Annotated in this window: 27 protein-coding genes and 1 pseudogene; 20 read left to right on the top strand and 8 right to left on the bottom strand. The window is 45.4% G+C overall.

Annotated features, from left to right (window positions below):
* Positions 1-278: 278 nt before the first annotated feature.
* Positions 279-791 carry an NAD(P)H-dependent oxidoreductase gene (locus ACHBIF_RS00730; protein ID WP_172023033.1) on the bottom strand — a complete coding sequence of 171 codons (513 nt, stop codon included), beginning with the start codon at positions 789-791 and terminating at the stop codon, positions 279-281.
* Between the two features lie 48 nt (positions 792-839).
* Complete coding sequence (locus ACHBIF_RS00725; protein WP_394717982.1) at positions 840-1,301, bottom strand: MarR family winged helix-turn-helix transcriptional regulator; 462 nt, start codon at positions 1,299-1,301, stop codon at positions 840-842.
* A gap of 174 nt (positions 1,302-1,475) precedes the next feature.
* Between ACHBIF_RS00725 and ACHBIF_RS00720 the strand changes: the two genes are divergently transcribed.
* From ACHBIF_RS00720 to ACHBIF_RS00675, 10 genes and pseudogenes are all read left to right on the top strand, one after another.
* On the top strand, positions 1,476-1,970 hold the full coding sequence (locus tag ACHBIF_RS00720; protein ID WP_394717980.1) for a DUF5590 domain-containing protein: 495 nt from the start codon (positions 1,476-1,478) through the stop codon (positions 1,968-1,970).
* On the top strand, positions 1,967-3,148 hold the full coding sequence (locus ACHBIF_RS00715; protein WP_394717978.1) for a pyridoxal phosphate-dependent aminotransferase: 1,182 nt from the start codon (positions 1,967-1,969) through the stop codon (positions 3,146-3,148). Before ACHBIF_RS00720 ends, ACHBIF_RS00715 begins: the two co-directional genes overlap by 4 nt.
* A gap of 13 nt (positions 3,149-3,161) precedes the next feature.
* Positions 3,162-4,508 carry an asparagine--tRNA ligase gene (asnS, locus tag ACHBIF_RS00710; protein ID WP_014638198.1) on the top strand — a complete coding sequence of 449 codons (1,347 nt, stop codon included), beginning with the start codon at positions 3,162-3,164 and terminating at the stop codon, positions 4,506-4,508.
* 71 nt (positions 4,509-4,579) lie between these two features.
* Positions 4,580-5,065, top strand: a complete 486-nt coding sequence (locus ACHBIF_RS00705; protein WP_394717976.1) for a GNAT family N-acetyltransferase — start codon at positions 4,580-4,582, stop codon at positions 5,063-5,065.
* Between the two features lie 67 nt (positions 5,066-5,132).
* Positions 5,133-6,038: a hypothetical protein gene (locus tag ACHBIF_RS00700; RefSeq protein WP_394717974.1), complete on the top strand. Its 906-nt coding sequence runs from the start codon at positions 5,133-5,135 to the stop codon at positions 6,036-6,038.
* 73 nt (positions 6,039-6,111) lie between these two features.
* Positions 6,112-6,579: an 8-oxo-dGTP diphosphatase gene (locus tag ACHBIF_RS00695; protein WP_105110492.1), complete on the top strand. Its 468-nt coding sequence runs from the start codon at positions 6,112-6,114 to the stop codon at positions 6,577-6,579.
* Positions 6,580-6,700: 121 nt separating this feature from the next.
* The gene (locus tag ACHBIF_RS00690; protein WP_172023045.1) at positions 6,701-6,883 is read left to right on the top strand and encodes a hypothetical protein; all 183 of its coding nucleotides are present in this window, start codon (positions 6,701-6,703) and stop codon (positions 6,881-6,883) included.
* Positions 6,837-7,463: pseudogene (locus ACHBIF_RS00685) on the top strand (ABC transporter ATP-binding protein); the annotation flags it as partial. The gene ACHBIF_RS00690 and the pseudogene ACHBIF_RS00685, both read left to right, overlap by 47 nt.
* Positions 7,464-7,642: 179 nt before the next feature.
* Positions 7,643-8,455, top strand: coding sequence for a transporter substrate-binding domain-containing protein (locus ACHBIF_RS00680; RefSeq protein ID WP_394718125.1), 813 nt, complete (start codon positions 7,643-7,645; stop codon positions 8,453-8,455).
* 109 nt (positions 8,456-8,564) lie between these two features.
* Positions 8,565-9,380 (top strand): transporter substrate-binding domain-containing protein, encoded by an 816-nt coding sequence (locus ACHBIF_RS00675; RefSeq protein WP_394717971.1) that lies wholly within the window; start codon positions 8,565-8,567, stop codon positions 9,378-9,380.
* A gap of 103 nt (positions 9,381-9,483) precedes the next feature.
* Here the strand turns inward: ACHBIF_RS00675 and glgB are convergent, their stop codons facing one another.
* From glgB to ACHBIF_RS00650, 5 genes are all read right to left on the bottom strand, one after another.
* Positions 9,484-11,322: a 1,4-alpha-glucan branching protein GlgB gene (glgB, locus tag ACHBIF_RS00670; RefSeq protein WP_125265653.1), complete on the bottom strand. Its 1,839-nt coding sequence runs from the start codon at positions 11,320-11,322 to the stop codon at positions 9,484-9,486.
* A gap of 69 nt (positions 11,323-11,391) precedes the next feature.
* A complete protein-coding gene (glgA, locus tag ACHBIF_RS00665; RefSeq protein WP_172073259.1) occupies positions 11,392-12,837 on the bottom strand; it encodes a glycogen synthase GlgA in 1,446 nt (481 codons plus the stop codon).
* A gap of 8 nt (positions 12,838-12,845) precedes the next feature.
* Positions 12,846-13,961, bottom strand: coding sequence for a glucose-1-phosphate adenylyltransferase subunit GlgD (gene glgD, locus ACHBIF_RS00660; RefSeq protein ID WP_172023051.1), 1,116 nt, complete (start codon positions 13,959-13,961; stop codon positions 12,846-12,848).
* Between the two features lie 12 nt (positions 13,962-13,973).
* Positions 13,974-15,101 carry a glucose-1-phosphate adenylyltransferase gene (locus ACHBIF_RS00655; RefSeq protein ID WP_172096185.1) on the bottom strand — a complete coding sequence of 376 codons (1,128 nt, stop codon included), beginning with the start codon at positions 15,099-15,101 and terminating at the stop codon, positions 13,974-13,976.
* Positions 15,102-15,262: 161 nt separating this feature from the next.
* The gene (locus tag ACHBIF_RS00650) at positions 15,263-16,177 is read right to left on the bottom strand and encodes a LysR family transcriptional regulator (RefSeq protein ID WP_394717967.1); all 915 of its coding nucleotides are present in this window, start codon (positions 16,175-16,177) and stop codon (positions 15,263-15,265) included.
* 466 nt (positions 16,178-16,643) lie between these two features.
* On the opposite strand from ACHBIF_RS00650, the gene ACHBIF_RS00645 reads away from it, so the two are divergent.
* From ACHBIF_RS00645 to ACHBIF_RS00625, 5 genes are all read left to right on the top strand, one after another.
* Positions 16,644-16,943, top strand: coding sequence for a lipopolysaccharide assembly LapA domain-containing protein (locus tag ACHBIF_RS00645; RefSeq protein ID WP_394717965.1), 300 nt, complete (start codon positions 16,644-16,646; stop codon positions 16,941-16,943).
* Positions 16,944-17,013: 70 nt separating this feature from the next.
* On the top strand, positions 17,014-17,382 hold the full coding sequence (locus ACHBIF_RS00640) for a glyoxalase (protein WP_172067058.1): 369 nt from the start codon (positions 17,014-17,016) through the stop codon (positions 17,380-17,382).
* A gap of 231 nt (positions 17,383-17,613) precedes the next feature.
* The gene (locus tag ACHBIF_RS00635; RefSeq protein WP_172023053.1) at positions 17,614-18,270 is read left to right on the top strand and encodes a CBS domain-containing protein; all 657 of its coding nucleotides are present in this window, start codon (positions 17,614-17,616) and stop codon (positions 18,268-18,270) included.
* 92 nt (positions 18,271-18,362) lie between these two features.
* On the top strand, positions 18,363-19,184 hold the full coding sequence (locus ACHBIF_RS00630; protein ID WP_394717963.1) for a hypothetical protein: 822 nt from the start codon (positions 18,363-18,365) through the stop codon (positions 19,182-19,184).
* A 1-nt stretch (position 19,185) separates the two neighbouring features.
* Complete coding sequence (locus tag ACHBIF_RS00625) at positions 19,186-20,451, top strand: toxic anion resistance protein (RefSeq protein ID WP_172023055.1); 1,266 nt, start codon at positions 19,186-19,188, stop codon at positions 20,449-20,451.
* A gap of 45 nt (positions 20,452-20,496) precedes the next feature.
* On the opposite strand, the gene ACHBIF_RS00620 is transcribed toward ACHBIF_RS00625, so the two are convergent.
* Positions 20,497-20,976 (bottom strand): 8-oxo-dGTP diphosphatase, encoded by a 480-nt coding sequence (locus ACHBIF_RS00620; RefSeq protein ID WP_105110478.1) that lies wholly within the window; start codon positions 20,974-20,976, stop codon positions 20,497-20,499.
* Positions 20,977-21,085: 109 nt separating this feature from the next.
* On the opposite strand from ACHBIF_RS00620, the gene folE reads away from it, so the two are divergent.
* Genes folE through ACHBIF_RS00595 form a run of 5 tightly spaced genes read left to right on the top strand, consistent with a single transcriptional unit; the run spans position 21,086 to position 24,659 of the window.
* Positions 21,086-21,646: a GTP cyclohydrolase I FolE gene (gene folE / locus ACHBIF_RS00615; protein WP_105122760.1), complete on the top strand. Its 561-nt coding sequence runs from the start codon at positions 21,086-21,088 to the stop codon at positions 21,644-21,646.
* A gap of 8 nt (positions 21,647-21,654) precedes the next feature.
* Positions 21,655-22,467 (top strand): dihydropteroate synthase, encoded by an 813-nt coding sequence (folP, locus tag ACHBIF_RS00610; protein WP_394717960.1) that lies wholly within the window; start codon positions 21,655-21,657, stop codon positions 22,465-22,467.
* The gene (gene folB, locus ACHBIF_RS00605; RefSeq protein ID WP_125265645.1) at positions 22,460-22,822 is read left to right on the top strand and encodes a dihydroneopterin aldolase; all 363 of its coding nucleotides are present in this window, start codon (positions 22,460-22,462) and stop codon (positions 22,820-22,822) included. Before folP ends, folB begins: the two co-directional genes overlap by 8 nt.
* Complete coding sequence (gene folK, locus ACHBIF_RS00600; RefSeq protein WP_105161184.1) at positions 22,819-23,307, top strand: 2-amino-4-hydroxy-6-hydroxymethyldihydropteridine diphosphokinase; 489 nt, start codon at positions 22,819-22,821, stop codon at positions 23,305-23,307. Before folB ends, folK begins: the two co-directional genes overlap by 4 nt.
* A gap of 41 nt (positions 23,308-23,348) precedes the next feature.
* The gene (locus ACHBIF_RS00595) at positions 23,349-24,659 is read left to right on the top strand and encodes a GntP family permease (RefSeq protein ID WP_394717957.1); all 1,311 of its coding nucleotides are present in this window, start codon (positions 23,349-23,351) and stop codon (positions 24,657-24,659) included.
* Positions 24,660-24,736: the final 77 nt, after the last annotated feature.

Raw genomic sequence — 24,736 nt, 5'->3', positions numbered from 1 at the left:
TTTCCCCATTCTGCTATAAAATAACTAGGAAATAGGACCAGAAGACGTCAGAAAATCAGTTCGACGGCGGATATTGTCGCAAAAAATCTGGGTTAGTCCAAATTCAAGCACATAAAATCTATTCAGATAAAAGCAGCAGTCCTAGGAAGTTAAGAACCTAGGACTTTTTGAGTAAAAAAGAAAAGCCTATCTCCTGCGAAATAGACTTAGAACATGTATTTGCAGCTCAACATATTTAGCTTGTGAATACAGGTTCTTGTTGTAGGGAGGCTTGCGAATTAGTTAATTGCAGCGAGAACTGCGTCAACTTGTTTAGCCAATTGTTCTTCATCAACTGGAGCGCCGTTTGTTGCAAATGTCAATTCATCTACGAAGTTTGTGCGGATGAATGGAAGAAGTGCACGGTATTGAACAGCTGCATCTTCTTGGTGTGCAAATGAAGTGATAGATACTGTTGCCACTTTTTCATGAAGAGCAGATGCACCACGTGGATCTGACAAATCAAGTGCACGGCTGAGCCAATCGAGAACATTTTTCACTGAACCAGGGATAGCAGCGTTGTAAACTGGTGAGAAAATCCAGATAGCGTCAGCAGCAACAACTGCTTCACGCGCAGCTTTTACAGATGCAGGAGCATCAGCTTCCAAATCTTGTGAGAATACAGGAATTTCTTTCCAATCAAGGTAAGATACAGTTGCTTTACCTTCAAGCGCTTTTTCAGCAGCTTGAGCCAATTGAGCAGTGAATGAACCTTCACGAAGAGAACCAACTAAAAATAAAATGTTTGAGATAATGTAACTCCTTAATTACTTGATGTGACTATCATAACACATAAATCACTAATTAGCAACATTTTTGTCTATGAATTTGAATCTTTTTAGTAAATCGGCCAATAAATCCTGTTCTTCCTGGCTCAAAACAGAGAAAATTTTTCCAACATGAGCATAGTGTTCCGGCAAAACCTTCTCAATCGTTTCCCGACCGAAAGGAGTCAAACCAATCAAGGAAGCCCGCTTATCACTTTCATCCTGGGTCTTGAATATATAGCCATCACGGACCATATTCCGAATGACTACCGTCATGTTGCCAGAAGTGCTGAGCAGCTTATCAATCAAATCCTGGATGCGTAAATTCCCCTTATTGTAAAGTGCTTCCATCACGCCAAATTGGCCAACGGTTAATCCATGTTTTCTGATGATATCTGTCTCCTGTCTGCTAATAGTATTGGCAGCGCGACGAAAGACAACTAAACTATGTAGGGCATGCTGATTTTCTTTTAGAGAGTTTTCTACTTTATTCATAAGTATATTTTATCAATAACTAGTTCCTTTGGCAAGAAATTTGATGGCTGAAAAAGCTGATTCTGACAAGATTTTGAGCGCATTTTCCCATATCGAATTTTAGCTGAAGTTTTTTTGCAGAATTTTCGGATTCAATTAGCAATATGTGGCAACTTGTAGTATAATATTCCTATTATGGCGAAAACATCACGTGAACCTTGGATTAGCCTGACCTTAGGTCAACAATTCTTGATTGGTTCAGCAGTTATCCTGACGGTTTTGACATTTTCTATACTCCTGATTTTGGAAATGGCCAGCAGTCCCTATGCCCAGGCAAGTGAGAGGGCAGAGAATCTGGCCCGTCAAGCAGTCCAGTTGGAAACCATTGAAAAGATTAGCTCCTACCGAGGTGTGGACGACTTTCATACCGTCTTAGGGACGGATTCTGATGGACAAGAGCTGGCGATCCTAGTGTCAGACCAAACCACCCAAGTTTATGTTTACAAACTATCTGACGGCGTTGCCCAAGCCCAGGCTGAGACCATTGCCCAAGAGCAGGGAGCCGGCCAGATTGACCGCGCGATTATCGGCATGCGGGAGGGCAAGCCTATTTGGGAAATCAAGTCAGGGACGGCCTATTATAACATTGATTTTAAAACTGGAGACTTTATCAAAAAGGAGGGCTTATGAGTAAGCTATCAAACCGCGTTTTGGAAATGGAAGAAAGTGTGACCTTGGCGGCTGGTGCGCGTGCCAAGGCCTTGAAAGCGCAGGGACGCGATATTTTGGAGTTGACCTTGGGAGAGCCAGATTTTTTCACTCCTAAGAATATCCAAGAAGCAGCCATTCAGTCTATCGAAAATGGCAAGGCCAGCTTTTACACGGTGGCATCTGGTTTGCCAGAGTTGAAAGATGCGGTCAATACGTATTTTGAGCGATTTTACGGCTACTCCATTGAGCGCAATCAGGTTGTGCTGGGAACGGGTGCTAAGTTTATCCTCTATGCCTTCTTTGCAGCGGTTATCAATCCGGGTGATGAGGTGCTGATTCCAACACCTTACTGGGTTTCCTATGCCGACCAGATCAAGATGAACGAAGGAGTGCCAGTTTTTGTCACTGCCACAGAAGACCATAATTTCAAGGTGACGGTTGACCAGTTGGAAGCGGTTCGAACAGACAAGACCAAGGTCCTCTTGCTCAACAGCCCGTCCAATCCGACAGGTATGATTTACAGTCGTGAGGAATTGGAAGTTATTGGAAACTGGGCTGTGGAACACGACATTCTCATCTTGGCAGACGATATTTATGGCCGTTTGGTCTATAATGGAAATAGCTTCACACCGATTTCAAGCATTTCAGAAAGCATTCGTCAGCAGACTATTGTTGTCAATGGGGTGGCCAAGGCCTATGCCATGACAGGTTGGCGGGTTGGCTTTGCGGTTGGTAATCCTGAGATTATTGCGGCCATGAGTAAGATTGTCGGACAAACGACGTCAAACTTAACAACTGCTGCTCAGTATGCGGCCATCGAAGCCTTTACAGGCCCGCAAGATACGGTCGAAACCATGCGTCAGGCCTTTGAAGAACGACTCAATACCATTTATCCCTTGCTGGCAGAAGTACCAGGTTTTGAGGTTATCAAGCCAGAAGGTGCCTTCTACCTCTTCCCAAATGTCAAAAAAGCTATGGAAATGAAGGGCTACGCAGATGTGACTGAATTTACCACAGCTATCCTGGAAGAAGTGGGCGTGGCCTTGGTGACAGGTGCTGGTTTTGGAGCTCCTGAGAATATCCGCCTCAGCTATGCGACAGATATGGACACGCTCAAAGAAGCAGTGGCTCGACTACATACGTTTATGAAAAAATAAAAAGAGGAAAAAAATGTCTAGAAAATTGATTACCATCAACCAAGTAAAAGATTATGTAGGTCAAGAAGTGACCATCGGTGCCTGGGTTGCCAACAAATCAGGCAAGGGCAAGTTAGCCTTCCTGCAATTGCGTGACGGAACAGCCTTCTTCCAAGCTGTTGCTTTCAAGCCAAACTTTATTGAAAAATTCGGCGAAGAAGCTGGTGCGGAGAAGTTCGATGTAGCAAAACGCCTTAGCCAAGAAACCTCTGTTTATGTGACAGGGATTGTCAAGGAAGATGAGCGTTCTAAGTTTGGTTACGAGTTGGATGTGACAGACCTTGAAGTGATTGGTGAGTCACAAGATTATCCAATTACGCCTAAAGAACATGGTACAGACTTCCTGATGGACAATCGTCATCTCTGGTTGCGTTCGCGTAAACAGGTTGCTATCCAGCAAATCCGTAACGCCATCATCTATGCGACCTATGAATTCTTTGAAAAGAATGGCTTTATCAAGTTTGATAGCCCAATCTTGTCAGGAAATGCTGCAGAAGATTCGACAGAATTGTTTGAAACAGACTACTTTGGTCAACCAGCTTATCTCAGTCAATCAGGTCAGCTTTACCTTGAAGCTGGTGCTATGGCCCTTGGTCGTGTTTTCGACTTCGGTCCGGTTTTCCGTGCGGAAAAATCAAAAACTCGCCGTCACTTGACGGAGTTCTGGATGATGGATGCCGAGTATTCATTCCTCAGCCATGAAGAGTCACTTGACCTGCAAGAAGCTTATGTCAAAGCCTTGATCCAAGGTGTTATCGACCGTGCTCCGCAAGCCTTGGAAACTCTTGAGCGTGATGTAGATGCTCTCAAACGCTACATTGCAGAACCATTCAAACGTGTGGCTTACGATGATGCCATTACCCTTCTGCAAGAACACGAAGCTGATGAAGATACAGACTACGAACACATCGAGCATGGAGATGACTTTGGCTCACCACATGAAACTTGGATTTCAAACTACTTTGGTGTACCGACTTTCGTGGTTAACTATCCAGCAAGCTTCAAGGCCTTCTACATGAAACCAGTTCCTGGCAATCCAGAGCGCGTGCTTTGTGCGGACCTCTTGGCACCAGAAGGATACGGTGAAATCATCGGTGGTTCTATGCGTGAGGACAACTACGATGCTTTGGTGGCTAAGATGGATGAGCTCGGCATGGACAAGTCAGAATACGAATTCTACCTTGACCTTCGTAAGTACGGCTCAGTACCACACGGTGGTTTCGGTATCGGTATCGAACGTATGGTAACCTTCGTTGCAGGTACAAAACACATCCGTGAAGCCATTCCGTTCCCACGTATGTTGCATCGCTTGCATCCGTAATGAAGATGAGAAGTTGGCCTTGTGTTAGCTTCTTTTTTTAAGTATAATTATCTCAAAAGGAGGCGATAGTGATGATTATTAAACCGATGCAGACGGACGAGGAAAAGATGGGCAAGGCCTATGTTCATTGGAATGCTTGGCAGGAGGCATATGCAGACCTCTTGCCGCAGGATTTTCTGCAAAATACCTATACGCTGGAACACTGTCAAGACTTTGCTTTTCGCTATCCAGAGAGGATTTTTGTGGCTCTTGAAAATGACCAGGTAGTAGGCTTCTCCTGCTATGGTCAGTCCATGTCGGAGGATTTGGAAAATGCTGGCGAACTATACGCCCTCTATGTGCTGGCGGATGTCTACGGTCAGAAAGTCGGCTACCGACTGCTCCAAGCTGCGCTGGAAAAAATGCAAGACTACGATAGAGTTTGCCTCTGGGTGCTGGAAGGAAATGCGCGTGCTATTTCTTTCTATGAAAAAGTCGGCTTTCGCTTTGATGGGGTGAGCAAACAGGTCCATCTCGGCCAAGAACGGACAGAATATCGGATGATTTTGGAAAAGTAGGGTAGGCTATTGTCTTAGGTGGATATTTAATATATAATTATGTTATAAAATATTCACGGAGGTTCTTATGATCTACCTTACCAATCATCGCCTGCGAGTGGAGATTGCTGAGCCTGGCGAGCGGCCCAATGATACTTTTCGCTTTGACCGAGCTGGTTTCATCTCTAATGTCATTTTGGACGGAGATACGCATTTCTGTGCCAATGAACCCATGAACCTGAGACACTTGTCATCGGGTGGCCGCGGTCTGTGTTGTGAGTTTTCGGGTGATTTTTCACAATGTGCTGCAGTCGGAGACTATTTTCCAAAGCTGGGAGTGGGTCTGATCAAGCAGGACAGCGACCTGGGCTACCAGTTTGAACACAAGTATGAGGAGGTTGTGCCCTATCCTGTGACTTTTAGCCACACGGAGACCAGTGCGGACTTTGTGACGGATGCGGTGCCTTGTTTGGGTATTGCGGCTCAGGTGCGTAAGACCATTCGGATAGAGGACAATCACCTGATTTTGGAGGCGACCATCACTAATGTTGGCGAGCGGGAGATTGTGACCGAGGAATATTGCCATAATTTCCTCAGTATCGATGGGATGGCTATTTCGCCTGACTACCGCCTGGAGCTGCCGGACATGTATGATTTGGGCGACCAGCGCCTGGAGGGTTTTGGTAGCTATGACCATAATAATTTCATAGCAGACGGGAAGGCCATTGCCTTTGACAAGTGTGAGACCGATGTGTCTTTGAGTGTGCTTTCTACGGAAAATGCTCCGCTCCGAGATGAGTTTTCATGGAAACTCTTGCACAAAGGGGCTAAGGCTAGCGTGACTGGGACGGACAGCGTCACCCCAACCAGTCTCCTCCTATGGGCAACGGACCATATCGTCAGCCCAGAAATCATCCAAACCATTTCTATCCAGCCAGGTCAGAGCCATTCTTGGACCCGGAAATGGACCTTTGAAGCAGAACCACGTTGGTAAGAAATTAAGAAAGCCGAGGGATTTCCTTGACTTTTGTGGTATAATGAGGAATATATTATAAAAGGAGTGAACTATGTCCCGTAAGCAAACCGTTACTCTGACCAATATGTGCCTCATTGAAGACAAGGATGGAAATGTGGTGGTACAAATCCGCGACCCCGATCGTTATCGTTGGTCCGGCGTTGCATTCCCAGGGGGTCACATTGAGGAAAATGAGCCATTTTATGATTCGGTCGTCCGTGAGGTCTATGAAGAAACCGGTCTGACAATTCAGAATGCCCAGCTGGTTGGGACCAAGCACTGGCCTGATAAGGAGGGGCATCGTTACATTGTCTTTCTCTACAAGGCGACAGCATTTACCGGTCAACTCCTCTCGACGGAAGAAGGAGAAGTCCGTTGGGTTAAAAAATCGGATTTACCCCAAATGGATTTGGCCTATGACTTGCTGGAAATTCTCAAGGTCATGGATGATCCAAATCTGTCTGAATTTTTCTATACAAGGAAAGACCAGGATGGAGAATGGGATAGGAATTATAGATAGGAGCAAAGTTGAACAAGAATGTTCGGCTTTTTTTCCTGTCATTTTCATGTTAATCATTGAATATTTTCTTGAATAGTAATATAATAATAGTTAGTGACAATTATAATAAAGGAGGAGAGTAATGTATAAGATACTACTAGGCTATGTTGGTAACTATAAGCGACCCTCGATTTTGGCATTCTTGGCGATGACGATTGAAGTGCTGTTCGAGCTATCCATTCCCTTTTTGATGGCGGCGATTATCGACCAAGGGATCAATCGGAGCGACAGGAGCTGGGAAAACGACTATTACCAATCTCATTAACCGTTTTTACGAGATCCAGTCAGGCATGATTACCTACGACGGCATTGACATTCGTTTGATTGATAAGGCTTCTCTGAGGAAATCCCTGGGCATTGTCTTGCAGGATACCCACCTCTTTAAAGGGACCATTGCGGAAAATATCGCCTATGGCAATGAAGCTGCCAGTCGAGATGAGATACTGGCTGCGGCAAAATTATCTAATGTTGACCGCTTTGTCAAACATTTGGAAAATGGCTACGACGCCCAGATTAGCGGTGATGGGGCTGGCTTGTCAAATGGTCAACGTCAGCTGATTGCTATTGCCAGGGCAGCGCTAGCCAATGCTCCGGTCCTGATTTTGGATGAGGCGACTTCCTCTATCGATTCCTTGACCGAGAAAATGGTCCAAGAGGGTATGGACAAGCTCATGCAGGGCCGGACCGTCTTTGTCATAGCCCACCGCTTGTCGACGATTGTCAACTCTGATGTCATTATGGTTATGGACCATGGCCGCATTGTCGAACGTGGTAACCACGCAGAGCTCATGGAGAAAAAAGGCGTCTACTACAGACTGTATACAGGCGGCTTAGAAATTGATTAAAAACTGATAACTGGAACACTCTGGCAACAGGGTGTTTTTTCAGCATTTTTCACTTTTTTCAAGAAAATGTATAAAAATTCGGATTTTATGGTTGACAATTGCATAATTATGGTATAAAATAGCATAAACATACGAAATGTATGGTATAAAAATAGTGTCTATTGCATAAAAAGGAGATTATCATGAAATTAAAAAAAGTTTATACATTTGCGACAGTTTGCTTTGCTAGTTTGGCTTTGGCTGCATGTGGTTCATCAAACAGCGACCAAACCACACTTGAAAAAATCGAAGACAAGGGGACCCTGGTCGTTGCCCTCAACCCAGAATTCCCGCCCTTTGAATACAAGCAATTGATTGACGGTAAGGATACCATCGTAGGGGCAGATATCGAGTTGGCCAAGGCCATCGGTGAAGAATTGGGCGTGGAAGTAGAGTTCTCACCAATGAGCTTCTCTAACGTATTGGCAAGTGTCCAAAAAGGTACGGCGGACGTTGGTATTTCAGGGATTTCTGCCACAGAAGAACGCGCCAAAACCTACGACTTCTCAGAAGCCTACTACCAGTCGGTCAACAAGATGATTGTCAAAAAGGATGACGCAGCTAAATACAGCAAGGCTGAAGATTTCGCATCAGTAACCATCGGTACCCAGAAAGGTTCTATCCAAGAATCCGTTGCCAAGGAGGCTTTTGCTGACTCATCCATCCTCAGTCTAGAGAAGAACGGCGACCTGATCCAGCAATTAAAATCTGGCCAATTGGACGGTGTAATCTTTGAAGAACCGATTGCTAAGGCTTATGTGGGTAGCAACCCAGACCTGCAAATTGTGGACATGGACATTGAGACAACCATTTCGGACTCTTATGTTGTTGCCATGCCAAAAGGAAGCGCAGAGCTGAAAGCTAAGATTGACAAGGTCGTGAAAGAGCTGGTTGAGTCAGGCAAGATGTCAGACTTTGTCGAAGAAGCCTACCAACAGTCAATCAGTAAATAAAGAATAAATATTCAAAGCACTCCCGTTGACAAATGAATAAAAATACCATATAATAGGTCATGTTGTTTCAGAATATCTGAAAACATAAGCAATAAAGAAGGAAATTATCATGAAATTTAATAAAATTTTAACTCTTGCGGCAACTGTTGTAGCTGGTCTTACCTTGGCAGCTTGTTCATCGTCAACGACGGAGTCAAGCAAGTCAACTTTGGATGTTATCAAGGAAAAAGGTACCTTGGTCGCAGCTACTAGCCCAGACTATGCACCTTTTGAATTCCAAGCACTTGTAGACGGCAAAAACGAAGTCGTTGGTGCGGACATCATGTTGGCACAGAAAATTGCTGATGAATTGGGCGTAAAATTGGAAATCTCTCCAATGAACTTTGACAACGTCTTGACCAGCGTGCAAAATGGCAAGGCAGATATCGCCATCGCGGGTATTTCTTACTCAGAAGAACGTGCGAAAACATTTGATTTCTCTGAAGAATATTACCTGATTTCAGATGTTCTCTTGGTCAACAAGGACAAGGCAGATCAGATTAAAGACACCGACGCTCTTGCAGGTCTTAACTTGGCCGTTCAAAAAGGTTCTACACAAGAAACGTATGCTAAAGAAAACTTGAGCAGTGCTAAGATTGTTTCTCTCACTTTGATGGGCGAAGCGGTCAACGAATTGAAGGCTGGTAAGGTTGATGCAGTCTTGATGGACTCGCCAGTGGCAGCAGGTTATGTTTCACAAAATGCTGACTTGGCCATCGCCAAAGCTGAGTTCCCAACCATTGATGAAAATTCAAAAGTCATTGCTCTTCCAAAAGGCAGCGCAGACCTCAAAGCAGAAATCGACAAGGTTATCGCTGATGTCAAAGCCAAAGGTGAATTTGACGCCTTCCTTGAGAAAGCAGCAACTTACACAGCAGTTGAATAGAATACATAGGTCAGTCATCTAAACAGTGGCTGGCTTTTTTGTGTGGAATTTTTCCTCAAATGCACAGAAAAAAATCTTGCACCAAAGGCACAAGATTTTATCGCTATTTCACTCGCTCCAGATAGAAGGACGTCAACCTTGGAACAGTAATCTTGGCTCCATTTTCATCCGGATAAAGGCTGAAGGATTCCATTGGAATGGCATTGGATGAGAAGACCAGTTTGTATTCAGAATCTGTTGGTAGGGCTAGGTGCACATCGAAGACCTCCTGATCATTGAAGTTATGAACAGTTAGAATTTCCTGGTCATCACTCTTGCGGACAAAGGCGTAGACGCTGGCCTCTTCATCGATTGTTATCCAATCAAAGCCCTTGTCATAGGCTTGATGGTCGTATTTCCAAAAGGCATCATTGTCCCGATAGAAGTTAGACAGGGTTTTCATCATCTGGTAGAAGGACTCGTGGTTTGGATAAAGGCGCAATCCCCAGTCCATTTCTGTATATTCATGCCATTCGCGGATGTGGCCCCATTCATTACCCATGAAGAGGAGTTTTTTACCAGGATGGGCATAGTAGAAGCTGTAGTAAACACGGGCCAGGTGGAATTTATCTTCAAAATCCCCGTTCATCTTATTAATGATAGAGTGTTTCCCATGGACAACCTCGTCGTGGGACAGGGGTAGGAGGTAGTGCTCGTTTTGATTGTAATACATGCCAAAGGTGATTTCCTTGGAATGGTATTTACGATAAACAGACGGACGCTCGACAAATTTCAGGGTATCATTCATCCAGCCCAAGTCCCATTTGAGGTCAAAGCCAATACCGCCGTCTTCCAGTGCATGGGTGACTTTTGGATAGCTTGAGGAATCCTCGGCAATCATGAGAACGCCCTTGTAATCGGTGTGAACCATGGCATTGACCCGCTTGATAAAGTCAATTGCGGCATGGTTGATTTTGTCCTCTTCGGTTTCTCCGCGCCAATAGAGGAGGTAGGAAAGGGCATCGACCCGAATGCCGTCAAAATGGAAGTTGTCTAGCCAGTATTTAAGGTTAGAGAGGAGGAAGGACCGCGTAATGCCCTTGCCCAGGTCAAAGTTGGCCGTACCCCACTGTCTATTTTCACGGTCATTTTCATGGAAATACTCATAGAGCCAGGATCCGTCAAACTGATAGAGACCATGGGCATCCTTACAGAAGTGGAGGGGAACCCAGTCCAAAATAACCCCAATCCCAGCCTGGTGACACTGGTCTACCAGGTATTTTAATTCATCAGGCTTGCCATAGCGGCTGGTCGGACTGTAATAGCCAGTGACCTGATAGCCCCAAGAGGCATCCAGAGGATGCTCGGTGATGGGCATCAGCTCGATGTGGGTGAATTTGTTTTCCTTGACATAGTCAATCAAGAGAGGGGCGATTTCCTTATAGGAATAGAAGGATTCAAGCGGGGCGCCAGCCTGGTTTTGATTGACAACCTTTTGTTTCCAAGAACCCAGATGAACCTCGTAAATAGACACAGGTTCTTCCTTGAAATCGTAAGAAACCCGGTCATACATCCAGATATCGTCCTTAAACTTGTAGCGACTGTTATAGGTCGTGGAGGCAGTATTGGGCCGGACCTGGCTGAAAAAGGCATAGGGGTCTGCCTTATAAATTTCCCGACCGTCATGGCTGATAATCAGGTACTTGTAGTCTTCCAGTGATTTCAAATCAGGCACATAGAGCTCAAAGACCCCGTCAATTTCCCGATTCATGGGATGACTGCGATCCCAGTTATTGAAATCACCAACTAAAAAGATTTCTCTCGCATTTGGAGCATAGACACGAAATTGGGTGCCAAGAATTTTATTACGCTCCTTGATGATATGAGCCCCCATTTTCTCATAGAGTGTGGTGTGCTCACCGGAATTCATATAGTATAAATCCAAATCAGTAAATTCTGTCATAACAATCTCCCTTGTGGAAAAGGAGTGGACCTTGGTCGCACTCCCCTTTAGTTTGTGGTCAAATCTTACCTAGCCACTAATTTCACGGTAGAGCCAGATATATTTCTCAGCTGAAGAGGTCCAGCTGAAGTCTTCTTCCATGGCTTGCTTGACCATGGCATTCCAGTCTTCTGGTCGGTCGTAGTAGGTCTGTAGGGCCAGGTCATAGACCTGTTTCATACTGTAGGCATCACGGCCGCCGAAGCTAAAGCCAGTTCCTTGAGCTGTTTCGATGTGGTATGGCTTGACGGTGTCCACCAATCCCCCTGTCTCACGGACAAGTGGCAGGGTCCCATAGTGCATGGAAATCAGCTGGCTAATACCACAGGGCTCAAACATGGATGGCATGAGGAAGAGGTCACTTGCTGCATAAATTTGGTGGGCAAGCGGTTCATTGTAGCCACGGTAGAAGGCAAATTTTTCAGGATAGGCATGCTTGAAGTGGTTGAAGGCATTTTCAACGTCTGCTTCACCATTACCCAAGATGACAAATTGCACATGGGCTTGAAGAAGATGGCCGAGCACCTCAGTCAAGAGGTAGAAGCCTTTCTGCCAGGTCAAACGAGATACGATACCGATCATCAGGACATGTTCATCCTGTGGAAGTCCAAACTGAGCTTGCAAGGCCAATTTATTGGCTTTCTTATCTCCGATTGTTTCAAGACCGTAGTTCTTCACTAGATAATGATCTGTCTGACTGTCCCAACTATCGTAATCGATACCGTTGACAATACCGACCAAATCATGCTTGCGAAGTTCGAGGACGTGTTGCATATTTTCGCCGAATTCTTCGGTAAGGATTTCTCTGGCGTAGGTATCAGAAACAGTCGTTACTTTGTCAGCGTAGAGTATACCTAGCTTCATAAAGCTGATACATTCGTCGTGGAAACGTGCAATACCATCCAGATAGTAGCTGTAGTCCATCCCCAGGGCAGACCAGAGGGCTTGCTTGTTGAAAATCCCTTGGAAAGCCAGGTTATGAATGGTAAAGACATGCTTGATATTACGGAATTCCTCCCGGTAGCTGTAGAAGGTCCGGCAGAGGAAGGGCATGACCGCCGCATGCCAGTCGTGGGAATGAATGACATCTGGGAAGAAGTTGAGAGCCTCAAGTAGACGGCAGGTCGCATGCTGGAAGAACCCAAACCGCATGGCGTCATCATCGTAGCCATAGAGCTCGTCACGCTCAAAGAAATCACGATGTTCGATGAAGTAGAAGGTCACACCATCGACGACCTGGCTGTAGACATTGGCCATGGACTGGATATCGCCTGCTCGCACATCGTAGCTGGATACATAATCAAAATCAGCATGGTTGTTGATGGCGATTTTCCTGTAAAGTGGCAGCACAACCCGAACATCCATCCCCTGTTTGACCAATTCTTTTGGCAGAGAGCCGATCACATCAGCCAAGCCGCCAGTTTTGATGAATGGAAGTCCCTCAGATGCTACAAAGAGTACAGATTTTTTTGTCATGTTTACTCCTAGATGATTTGATGTGCCTTGATATAGGCTGGATTACTTGCAGTTCCTTTAATATCCGTAGAATGAACAATCTTGGTCGCCTTATCGATAATGGCATTTTCAATAGTGACACCGTTGCGCACCGTTACACCATTTAAGATAATGGAGTTCTTAATGGTCACCCCGTCCTCGATAATGACATCCCGGTCAATAATAGAATTTTCAACCTGACCATTGATATTGGCACCGTTGGCAATCAGGCATCGTTTGACATCTGCCAGTGTTCCGTAAAGAGTAGGAGATGAATCGCTGGTCTGGGTATGGATAGGCCAATCATTTTTGAAGAGCAATTTGCGCGTGTCACGCTGCAAGAGGTCCAGCTGGGTATTGAAATAGCTATCAATGCTGTTGATGCAGGCAACGAAGTCACGGTGGGCGTAGCCACGGATGACATACTGGTCAGCCACATCGCGCAGGATATCCTTGAGCCAGTAGAGCGAGGAAACCTTGTTGGCACGGCGGATGAGCTCGATAAAGGTGGTCCGCTTCATGATGTAGGCTTCAAGTGAAACAGGACGATTCTTGTATTTACCGTGGTTTTCTTCAAAGGCCACGACCCGCTTGTCATCATCGAATTTCAAGGTTTGGCATCCGATAAAATTCTCTTTGGCGTCCATAACATTTTTGTAGAGAACGGTGATGTCAGCTCCAGTTTCCTGATGCTCTGCCATGACCTTTGTGAAATCTTGGCTGTAGAGGAAGTAAGATGGCGCAATCAGCACATATTCCTTGGTCGAACTTTCAATGTAATGAAGATTTTCTGAAAAGGCATTGATGTCATGCTGGTAAACAGAGTTGGGGTCTGTCACGCCGTTCAAGAGACGGAGCGAACCACGCTTACTGTTAATGTTGTAGTGCTTACCAGTTCCGACGTGCTGGATGGTTGAGCGCATTTTGGCAGGCATGTAGACCTGAAATTCCGTAATGCCAGAGTTGGACATATTGGATAAGACAAAGTCAATCAAGCGGTAGCGGCCAAGGAAACCAAAGGCTTGTACACCACGGTGGTCCATGACATTGCCGAAGTGCACATTATTCCCTTCAATATTTACAATTCCTAGAGTATTTCTTAACATAATCGACCTTTCTTACTTGTTCACATTCTTATCAATCAAGAGGATATTGTCTGGTTCACCAGCCAATTTGACACCGTCCGCAATCTTGACATTTTCAGCCACGATGACATAGTCCAATTCAACGTCCTCACCGATGATAGCACCAGGTAGGAGGACAGAATTTTTGACAACCGCATCGACATTAACTTGCACATCATTTGAGATAACAGAGTGCTCGATGGCACCATCAATAATGGCTCCCTTATCGATATAGGCAGACTTGACAGAGGCAGTAGCACTGATAACTTGAGCAGGAGAGCCCTTGTCTTCAGAGTAGATTCTCCATGAACGGTCAGACAGGTCTAGCTCATCTGCATGGTCAATCAGGTCCATGTTAGATTCCCAGAGACTATTAACCGTACCCACGTCCTTCCAGTAGCCACGGAATGGGTGAGCAATCAGAGTGCGACCATCTGCCAGGTATTTTGGAATAATATCGTGGCCGAAGTCGTGTGATGAGGTTTCTGATTTGTCGTCTTCCAGGAGGTATTTCTTAAGCGTTTTCCATGTAAAAATATAGATACCCATTGAGGCAAGATTGCTCTTAGGGTTGGCCGGTTTTTCTTCAAATTCCTCGATGCGGTACTCATCATCCGTATTCATGATACCAAAGCGTGACGCTTCCTTGATAGGAACTTCGATAACTGCTATAGTCGCATCAGCCTTCTTGGAAATGTGGGTATCCAAGAGCTTGTCGTAGTTCATCTTGTAGATGTGGTCACCAGACAGGATGAGGACATACTCAGGCTCGTTCAAATCAATGAAGTCGATATTTTGAGTGATGGCGTCAGCCGTGCCCTTATAGAGACCAAAACCTTCGATTTTCTCACTTGGTGGCAGGACAAAAATACCAGAACCTTGGACATCCAACCCCCAACGCTGTGATTGGGCAACGTATGAGTTGAGCAAGACCGGTTCGTACTGGGTCAAGACACCGACAATATCGATACCAGAGTTGGCACAGTTGCTGAGAGGGAAATCGATGATGCGGTATTTTCCACCGAAGGCAACGGCAGGTTTGGCCACCTTTTTTGTTAAACCTTCAAGACGGGTTCCCCGTCCACCTGCAAGAATCATAGCTAACATTTTATTTTGAGCCATCTCATCACTCCTTAAAATTTATTATAGAAGTATTATAGCATAAAGAACAAAAAAATGAAAGCGGTTCCCGTGATTTTGTTGAAATATTACCAACATCACTTTCAACTGCTTTCATGATAGCATTATAACATATATTGATAGAAGAAATCTACTTAAATATGTCATTGTTTTTTATCGAATTTTACTTCATCCAGGAGATAGTCAATGAATTTTTCCCCCATGTCGGATAGGGCAGCTTTCTCATGTTTGATGTAGATGAGCTCGATTTCATCGTCATAATCCAGCGGGATGGAGACGATATTGTCCCCGTTTAGGTTGGAGTTCAAGATACCAGTTGCAACCGTATAGCCGTTTAGCCCAATCAGGAGATTGAAGAGGGTCGCTCTATCGGATACGACGATGGATTTCTTGTGGTGGACTTGGGAGAGAATTTCCTCGGCAAAGTAGAAGGAATTGTGAATCCCTTGCTCATAGCTGAGATAGGGATAGTCGGCTAGGTCGTCCAGGCTAATACTTTTCTTTTGTGCCAGTGGATTGGTCTTGCTGACGAAAACATGAGGCTTGGCAGTGAAAAGATGCGTTTGGGAGAGCCTGTGGTCATCCAGCAACTTGAGCAGGACTTCACGGTTGTAGTTATTAAGGAAGAGGACGCCGATTTCTGAGCGGAAATTATTGACGTCATCGATGATTTCCCAGGTTCGGGTTTCCCGCAGGAAGAGCTCGTAGTCTTCCATTTCAGTCTCCTTGAGCAGGGAGACAAAGGCATTGACCACAAAGGCGTAGTGCTGGGAGGATACGCTGAAGAGTTGGCGCTTAGCATTGGGATTTTTATAGCGGTCTTCCAGAAGCTCAGTCTGCTCGACAATCTGGCGGGCATAGGATAGAAACTCAATCCCGTCCTTGGTCAGGGTAATGCCTTTGGGATTACGGAAAAAAATCTTGATATTGAGCTCTTTTTCTAGGTCACGGATAGCATTGGACAGGCTTGGTTGGGTAATGAAAAGCTGTTTTGCAGCCTCGTTCATACTCCCTGTTTCTGCGATTTTTATAACATAATATAATTGTTGGATTCTCATAGCTCTATTGTATCATGAAATAGGAAAGAAATGAAGAAAAGTCCATTTTTGAGGGTGGGAAATCAGCGGAACTTATGAAATTATTGAATGTTTATATTTGTGTCTTCTTAGTTTTGAGAGTTTGAAAATTGTATCCTATTTACAAATATCAAACTAAAAACTTGTTGCAAAAATTATGATGAGGATATGCACCTATATAAATAGGTATTGTTGCTTATGTTGGGTGATAAAACAATGATTGTTTACTGATATTTTGTCATAGGTTCCTCCTTATTTTTCAGGGAATAGTTTCTTTGGAAAATGAAAAAAATTGAGAATAGGCAGGTTTTTCATTTGATTCATTTGCCTATTTATATGTAAAAAAATATAGCAGTAATTTCTGAAAATATTCCTATACAATTCACAATCCCCCTTCCTTGTCACGATTCCTGTTTTATGATAGACTGACAGATGAAAGAGGTGCTATATGAAGAAAAAACTATCCCTAATCGGCTTACTGGTTATTATCGTTCTGACGGTGGTCTTGTCTTTGGCTAACCAACAGGTTGTTAAGGTCAATTATATCTTTGGTTATTTCCGTCTGCCCTTGATTTTGGTCATTCTCGGCTCTGTATTTCTTGGCTTGGTCATCCAATATTTGCTTGGAATGTCAAAAAATATGGGCTTGAAGAGCGAGATTAAGAGTCTGAAAAAGCAGGCGCGTGAGCAGGCTGAGTTGGAAGAAGGGAGACTGGCCCAGGCAGCCGACAAATCGCTAGAAGGTTAGAAATTCATTCTTGCAATTTGAACCATATCTTGCTATGATTAGCAATATCGTTTTAGAAAGAGGATAACAGATGTTTAATAAAGAATTGGGACTCATGCTCTATGTGGATGATGTGGCGGCAGAAAAAAGTTTTTGGTCAGCGGCAGGTTTTGTCATTGAAAATGAAGCGGAGATGATGGGCTTTGTGACCTTTGATATGAAGTCTCATGCGGATGCGACGACTACGATTACGGTTTATGCCAAGGAATTTATCGCTCAAGTATCGCCAGAGGTGTTGGACAATGTACCGAGCGTCTTGTTTGAAACATCCGATATTGCAGGCCTTCAGGAGCGCATCGCTGGTTTGACAGATACCTGCAGCCCAGTCAATGAACAGCCTTTCCCTAACTTTAACTTTGCCTGCCCAAGCGGGATCTATTTCGCAGTTAAGGGTGTATAATTTTAGAACCTGTACTCACAATTCGGCACCTGAGCTAAGGCAAGTTTCGTTCGTTTTTTCTCGAAATACAGTCAGTATTCCATCAAAAAACTTAAAGTGCCTTACTTGTGAATCTAGTTTCTAACAAATCAGTGGTCGTTGATCACTGATTTTCATTTCTTTTCATAAGATATTGAAATCGTTTTCGTTTTTTGCTATAATAGGAGTAGAAAATATCGAGGAGGAAGTTCCATGTCCGTTAAAGATTTTATGACCCGTAAGGTTGTTTACATTTCACCAGATACAACGATCGCCCATGCTGCAGACATCATGCGTGAGCAGGATTTGCACCGCTTGCCGGTCATTGAAAATGATAAATTGGTCGGTTTGGTGACAGAAGGTACCATAGCAGAAGCTAGTCCGTCAAAGGCGACCAGCCTGTCTATCTACGAGATGAACTACCTGCTCAACAAGACCAAGGTCAAGGATGTCATGATTAAGGACGTCATCACAATTTCAGGCTATGCCAGCTTGGAGGATGCAGTCTACCTCATGTATAAAAACAAGGTGGGCATCCTGCCGGTTGTGGACAATGGTCAGCTCTACGGTGTCATCACAGACCGCGATATCTTTGCTGCCTTCCTCCACGTTTCAGGCTATGGAGAAGAGGGCGTGCGGGCTCGTTTCCTAGTTGAAAATAAGGCTGGTGAGCTTGCGAAGATTATCAAGATTATTTCTGACAAGGGCTACAATATCATTAGCACCGTTCAATTACAAACTAAAAAAGGCAATGTGGTCATCGAGGTTCAAATCGAAGGCCGCATCGCTGTAGAGGAATTGGAGAACCTGTTTGCCACCTCTGGTATTTCCATTGACAGCATCCATGCAACCCAGGCCAAGGCCTTCTAAAAAGTTGGGGAAACCCGGCTTTTTTCTTTGGTAAATTTTTCATAGATGGGGAGGAATATGATATAATTATAATGGAAAAATGAGGAAAACGTATGGGTAAAAAACGCTATAAAAAAGATGATGGTTGGGGCTCTATCCTTGCCCTGTTCATTGTCTTGGGGATTTTGATAAATTTTTGGTATATTATTTTGCCTCTGGGACTGGGTTATCTCTATGTAAAGAATCGTCCTGCGGTTCATCGGATGCTCAACCGTTCATCTATCCGGCGGTTGGAAAATCTGGTATGGTCCATCAGTGCGGGATTTTCCAAGCACCAGCAGCTCTTGGCTGAAAATGGGGAGGACAAGGCGGTTCTGCAATTGCGGGGACGCTTGCTGGCAGAACTCTTTGAGCTGGACCAAGTCTATCAAAAGGTTGGTAAGTACCTAGATGCCTATAAGAGTAAGGAAGTTGTGGGCACCCTCCAGCTCAAGTATCAGCTCAAACTTCCTGAAAAGTCAGCAGAGCCTGTCAAGGAGGCAGAGCCTTTCGTTCAAGCCAAGCAGGAGCTGACGGAGCAGGAGTGGATTGCGGACCTGACGCCGGAAATTCTTGAGACCTACTGCAATATCCAACGGGATCATCTAGTTATTTTAGAGAAATTAGAGGCGACAACGGATAAGAAGGAAGAGCTGACGGCCATTCATGAGGCCAATATGCAGCGTTTCCAGGATATTTTGCAGGGGTATATGAAAATCAAGCAGTCTCCCAAGGATTATTTCAATGCGGAAGAACGTTTGGCCCAGGCAAAATCTGCCATGGAGACCTTTGATAGTGACTTGGATAATACCATTCGCCAGTTTAACGAAGCCGATATGCAGGATTTTGAAGTCAGCCTGCGTATGATGAAACGTGACAAGAAAGTAGAGGAATAAGATGTCAGGATTTAATTTTGATATAGATGCCATTGCCAGCAACGGCTTGAACCAGAAGGACAAGACAACTGAAATCATCCAGGCTACGCCCATTGGTGACAGTCAGAAAGTATCCTTCCTTGCCCAATTGACACCTGAACAGCAGGCCGGAATCCAGGCCAAGGCACCGCAGTTGGTGGATAATTTTGTATCTAACCAGAACGCCCTCCTGGACTTTGGCAAGGAGGCGGTTGAGGAGGTCAATGCAACGGTCAACCACATCTTGAGTGAGCAGAAGAAGATTGAAATTCCGCAGGTGGATGAGCTTTTGGCTAATACCAACCGTGAACTTAACGGCTTTGTGGCCAAGTATAAGGACATTTCAAGCACGGCTGAATTAGAGAAGAAACCTGGTTTCTTCCAGCGTCTTTTCAAGCAGACCAAGAACGACTTGCAGGAATTTTACTTCGATTCTCAGACCATCGAAAAGAAAATGGACACTATGGCAGCCAGCGTGGTCAAGCAGGAAGAAGTTCTCTCGCGCAATATCGTTTCTGCCGAGCTCTTGATTGAAAACAATACCAAGTCTATCGAGAATCTGGTCGGTGTCATTGCCTTTATCGAGGCGACAGGTCAAGAGGCCGCTCAGCGAGCAAGAGCAGAGCAGGAAAGACTGGCTAGCCTGGTTCCGACCACTGTTGACTATCAGGTAGCCTCTGAAAAGCTGGCGCGGATCACAGAAGTGGCCAATATTTTGGAGCAACAGCATTCTGAATACCTGAGCCGTCTCTATGTGGCCTGGACAACGACACCGCAGATGCGGAATCTGGTCAAGGTATCGTCCGATATGAAACAGCGTTTGGGCATGCTCCGCCGCAATACCATTCCGACCATGAAGTTATCCATCGCCCAGTTAGGTATTTTGCAACAGTCCATAAAGTCCAGCCAGACGGCTGATGCCATCGTCAATGCCAATAATGCTGCTCTACAGATGCTGGCAGATACGTCTAAGGAAGCCATTCCGATGATGGAACGCACAGCTCAAAATCCGACTCTGGCTGTTCAGTCGGTGACAAAATTGGCTGAAAGTCTGGTAGCCCAGAACAACGGCATCATCGCCGCTATTGATGAAGGGCGTCAGAAACGCCGTGAGTTGGAGGCGGCTATTATCCACTCAGCTGAGACCATCAACGATTCCGTCAAACTGCGTGACCAGAAGATTATTGCAGCCCTCCTTGATGAAGGCAAGCAGGCTCAATCTCAAGCAGAGCAACCAGTATCAGAATAACTTAAAACCTGCAGGTCAGCTGACCTGCAGGTTTTAAGCTGTTTATCACTCATAAAAATCCACTGAGTAGTCTAGTAAGTTATCTCCGTCATAGCGGAAACAGGCGGAGAAGAAGGGCTTGTTTTCTAAGAGCCATTCTTGGAAATGTCGATCGCCTTCCCAGGTGGGCTTGGATAGGACCTGGTCATAGGGAACCCACTCCAAATCTCCTTCGTTACAGTCGATTAGGTTACCTTCAAACTCGGTAATCTTGAAGACATAGGTGTACCAATCCATATTGGGGGTGAAGTCAGGAAAGGTAATAATGCCTTTCAGAGCCAATTTGGTGGCCGTAAGGCCTGTCTCTTCCAAGACTTCACGGGCTGCGCAGGCTTGAGGGGTCTCACCGGCTTCTAATTTTCCACCGACGCCAATCCACTTGCCGCGATGCACATCATTTTCTTTCTTGTTGCGGTGAAGTAATAAAAATTCCTTGCCATTGTCAATATAGCAAATCGTCGCTAACTGGACGGGTTTCTTGGTCATGTGACGCTCTCCTTACAATTCTTTGTTTTATTATATCACAAAGGGGAGTAAGACTTTTCCTAGGAGCCTTTTTAGGGTATAATAAGAACATTAAACAAGGGGATGTATTATGTCAAAGCAAGAGAAAATTGAACAAACCATTTACCAATTGTTGGAATTATTGGGCGAGGACCCTAACCGTGAGGGACTACTGGATACGCCTAAGCGTGTGGCCAAGATGTACCAGGAGATGTTTTCTGGTCTCAATGAAGCCCCTAAGGATCAGTTTACGGCGGTCTTTTCGGAGGGGCATGAGGAAGTGGTCTTGGTCAAGGATATTCCCTTTCACTCCATGTGTGAGCATCATTTGGTGCCTTTTTATGGGGTGGCACATGTGGCCTATCTACCTAGCAAGGGTCGTGTGACAGGCCTCAGCAAATTGGCGCGTGCGGTGGAAGTGGCTAGTCGCCGTCCACAATTGCAGGAGCGCTTGACTCACCAGGTAGCCCATGCCCTTCAGGACGCCTTGGAGCCAGAAGGCGTCTACGTTATGGTGGAGGCGGAACACATGTGTATGGGTATGCGTGGTGTTCGCAAGCCAGGCAGCAAGACTGTGACCACAGTTGCTCTTGGAAAATACAAGGAAGATGCTGTTTTGCGTCGCGAATTGCTGTCCATGATTCACAAATAGGAGGAGCTATGTCGATTGACAACTTACACCAGCAAGTGTCCATCATGGGCATTATCAATGTCACGCCGGATTCTTTTTCTGACGGTGGAAAATTTAATGAAGTAGAATCTGCCCTTGCGCAGGCTGAAGAGCTTTTGACAGCAGGTGCCCAGGTCATCGATGTCGGTGGCGAGTCTACCCGACCGGGGGCGGAATTTGTTTCCCAAGAGGAGGAAATCGCCCGTGTGGTACCGATTATTCGTGCTATAAAGGAGCGTTTTGACTGCCTGGTTTCTATCGACACCTATAAGACTGGGACAGCGCGTGCGGCTCTGGAGGCTGGTGCAGACATTCTCAATGATGTCTGGGCAGGTCTCTATGACGGAGAAATGCTGGCCCTGGCAGCGGAGTATCAGGTACCCATTATCCTCATGCACAATCAAACAGAGGAAGTCTACGAGGATATTGTGCAAGAAGTGCGAGATTTTCTAGCGGAGCGGGCTCAGGCAGCCCTAGCAGCTGGTATTTCGGCTGACAAGATTTGGCTGGATCCTGGGCTTGGATTTGCCAAAAATGCCCAGCACAATCTGGATCTTCTCCAAGGCTTGGAGAAGATTACTGGGCTTGGTTATCCAGTTCTTTTTGGGATTTCCCGTAAGCGGGTGGTTGACCATCTTTTGGGTGGTAATACCTTGGCAGCTGACCGGGATCAGGCAACGGCAGCCCTGTCTGCTTGGGCTATTTCCAAGGGCTGTAAAATGGTCCGAGTCCACAATGTCCAAGCCAATCGAGATCTGGTTACTGTCTGGGACCAATTAGTGAATGGGAGCAAGAATGGATAAGATTTCACTCAAACAATGCAAATTTTATGGCTACCACGGCGCCTTCAAGGAAGAGCAGACCCTGGGGCAAATTTTTACGGTGGACTGCGATTTGTTTCTGGATTTAACCGCTGCCTCATTGTCGGATAATTTGGAAGATACAGTTCATTATGGCCTTGTTTTCGAGGCTATGAAAAAAGTGGTCGAAGGTAAACCCTATATTCTGATTGAAAAAGTTGCAGGGCTGATTTGTCAGGAGATTTTTGACCAATTTCCCAAAGTAGAGAAGATCAAGCTGGCCATCCACAAGGAAAATCCGCCTATCGCTGGCCACTATGATTCAGTTGGTATTGAGTTGGAGCGTAAACGCCTATGAAACACACAGCTTATCTGAGCATTGGTGGCAATATGGGGGACCGTGAGGCCTATTTGCAGGCTGCCTTGGAGAGTTTGGATAATCATCCTGCCTGTCAGCTGGGAGCCGTATCGGCTCTTTATGAGACACCAGCTTGGGGCAAGACGGACCAGGCTGACTTTCTCAATCTAGCCTGTCGGGTCTTTACGGATTTGGAGCCTCTAGCATTTTTGGAAATCTGTCAAAAAATCGAACTGGACTTGGACCGTGTTCGTATTGAAAAATGGGGACAGAGGACCATTGACCTGGATATTATTTTCTGGGACCAGGAAATCATCCAGTCCGAACGGCTGACGGTGCCCCATCCCTATGCCCATGAGCGGGCCTTTGTCCTACAGCCTCTGGCTGATATTGCGGCTGATTATGTCCATCCAATTCTAGGGCAGACAGTGGTCCAGTTGCTGGCAAAGGTTCAAGGGAAAGAGGACATTCGGCAGTATAGGTAAAAATCAGAGGGAGCAATCCCTCTTTTCATTAAAGGAGAACTATGACAATTTTAGGAGTAGTAGGGGTATTTTTGGCGATTGTGGCCATTATTTATTGGACCACAAAGAATCTAAACGTGATGGTTGCGGCCCCTTTGGCGAGCTTGATCGTGGCTTTGACCAATCAAATGCCTATTTTAGAGACCATGTTGGGCAAGGAGCAGTCTTATATGACTGGCCTGGCTGGTTTTTTAATCAATAACTTTGCGATTTTTATGCTGGGCTCCATACTTGCCAAGTATATGGAAGCAAGTGGTGCTACCCAGACCATTGCCAATAGTATTCTGCGAGTGGTTGGTAAGGAAAGTCCTTATAAGGTATTGCTGGCTATTGTCCTGATTGCCTCCTTGTTGACCTATGGGGGTGTCAGCCTTTTTGTGGTTATTTTCACCCTCTTGCCCCTGTCGAGACCGCTCTTTAAGGAGCTGAATATCAATTGGGAACTATTTCCAATTCCAGTTTTTTTAGGTGTCAGCACCCTGACCATGTCCAGTTTGCCAGGGACGCCGTCCATTCATAATGCGGTTCCAACTAAGGTTTTGGGGACGACTTTGACCGCCGCACCGCTCTTGAGTCTGGTTTCAAGCTTAATTTTAGTCGTTTTTGGTTTGACCTATATGCGGTTTGCCTTGAAGAAAAGTATGGCGAAAAATGAGGGTTATACTGAGCGTGATGAGGAAATTGTGACTACAGATAATGCAAATCTTCCTGATCTAGTTTTGGCAAGCCTGCCCATGTTGAGCTTGGTTGCAACTATTTATATCTTTCAGAAAACACCTTATATCTTGGTTGTGGGGCTAACGGTGGCCATACTGGTGTCAGATTTTCTCTTCCGTAAGAATCTGGTCAATCAGCAAACTCTTTTAAATAAAGGGACAACGGCATCTGTTCTACCTGCATTTGCGACTTCTAGCACAGTGGCTTTCGGAACGGTCTTGGCCATGTCCTCAGGCTTCTTGCTTATCCAAGACTGGATTGGACAGATTTCTGGTTCGCCCCTGATTAGTCTTTCGGTGTCGACTGCCCTAATCGGTGGTATCATTGGCTCTTCGTCTGGTGCGGTAGGGATTGCTGCCAGCAATTTCTTGCCCGCCTACCTTGATTCGGGTATCGATCCCCAGGTTTTGCACAGGGTGACGGTTATTGCCTCGGCGGTGCTGACAGTTGTTCCTCAATCGGGAGTTATGATTACCTTCCATAATCTGGCCAAATTGAGCATGAAGCGGGGCTTGAAGCATTCCTTTATCGTTGTCAATATCGGTCATCTGCTGGCCCTGATTGCGGTTTTGATTTTGGCACAATTACTTTATTAGATAGACAAACAACCCTGTAGCTTGAGTTTCAGGGTCGTTTTGTGCGTCAGGCGATTTTGAACATGAGAAAACCACCA

This window comes from Streptococcus sp. A11 (genome assembly GCF_043674225.1).
Classification (GTDB): Bacteria; Bacillota; Bacilli; order Lactobacillales; family Streptococcaceae; genus Streptococcus; species Streptococcus suis_V.
The sequence above is the reverse complement of the archived record's forward strand: the minus strand, read 5'-3'. Positions and strand labels throughout refer to the sequence as shown.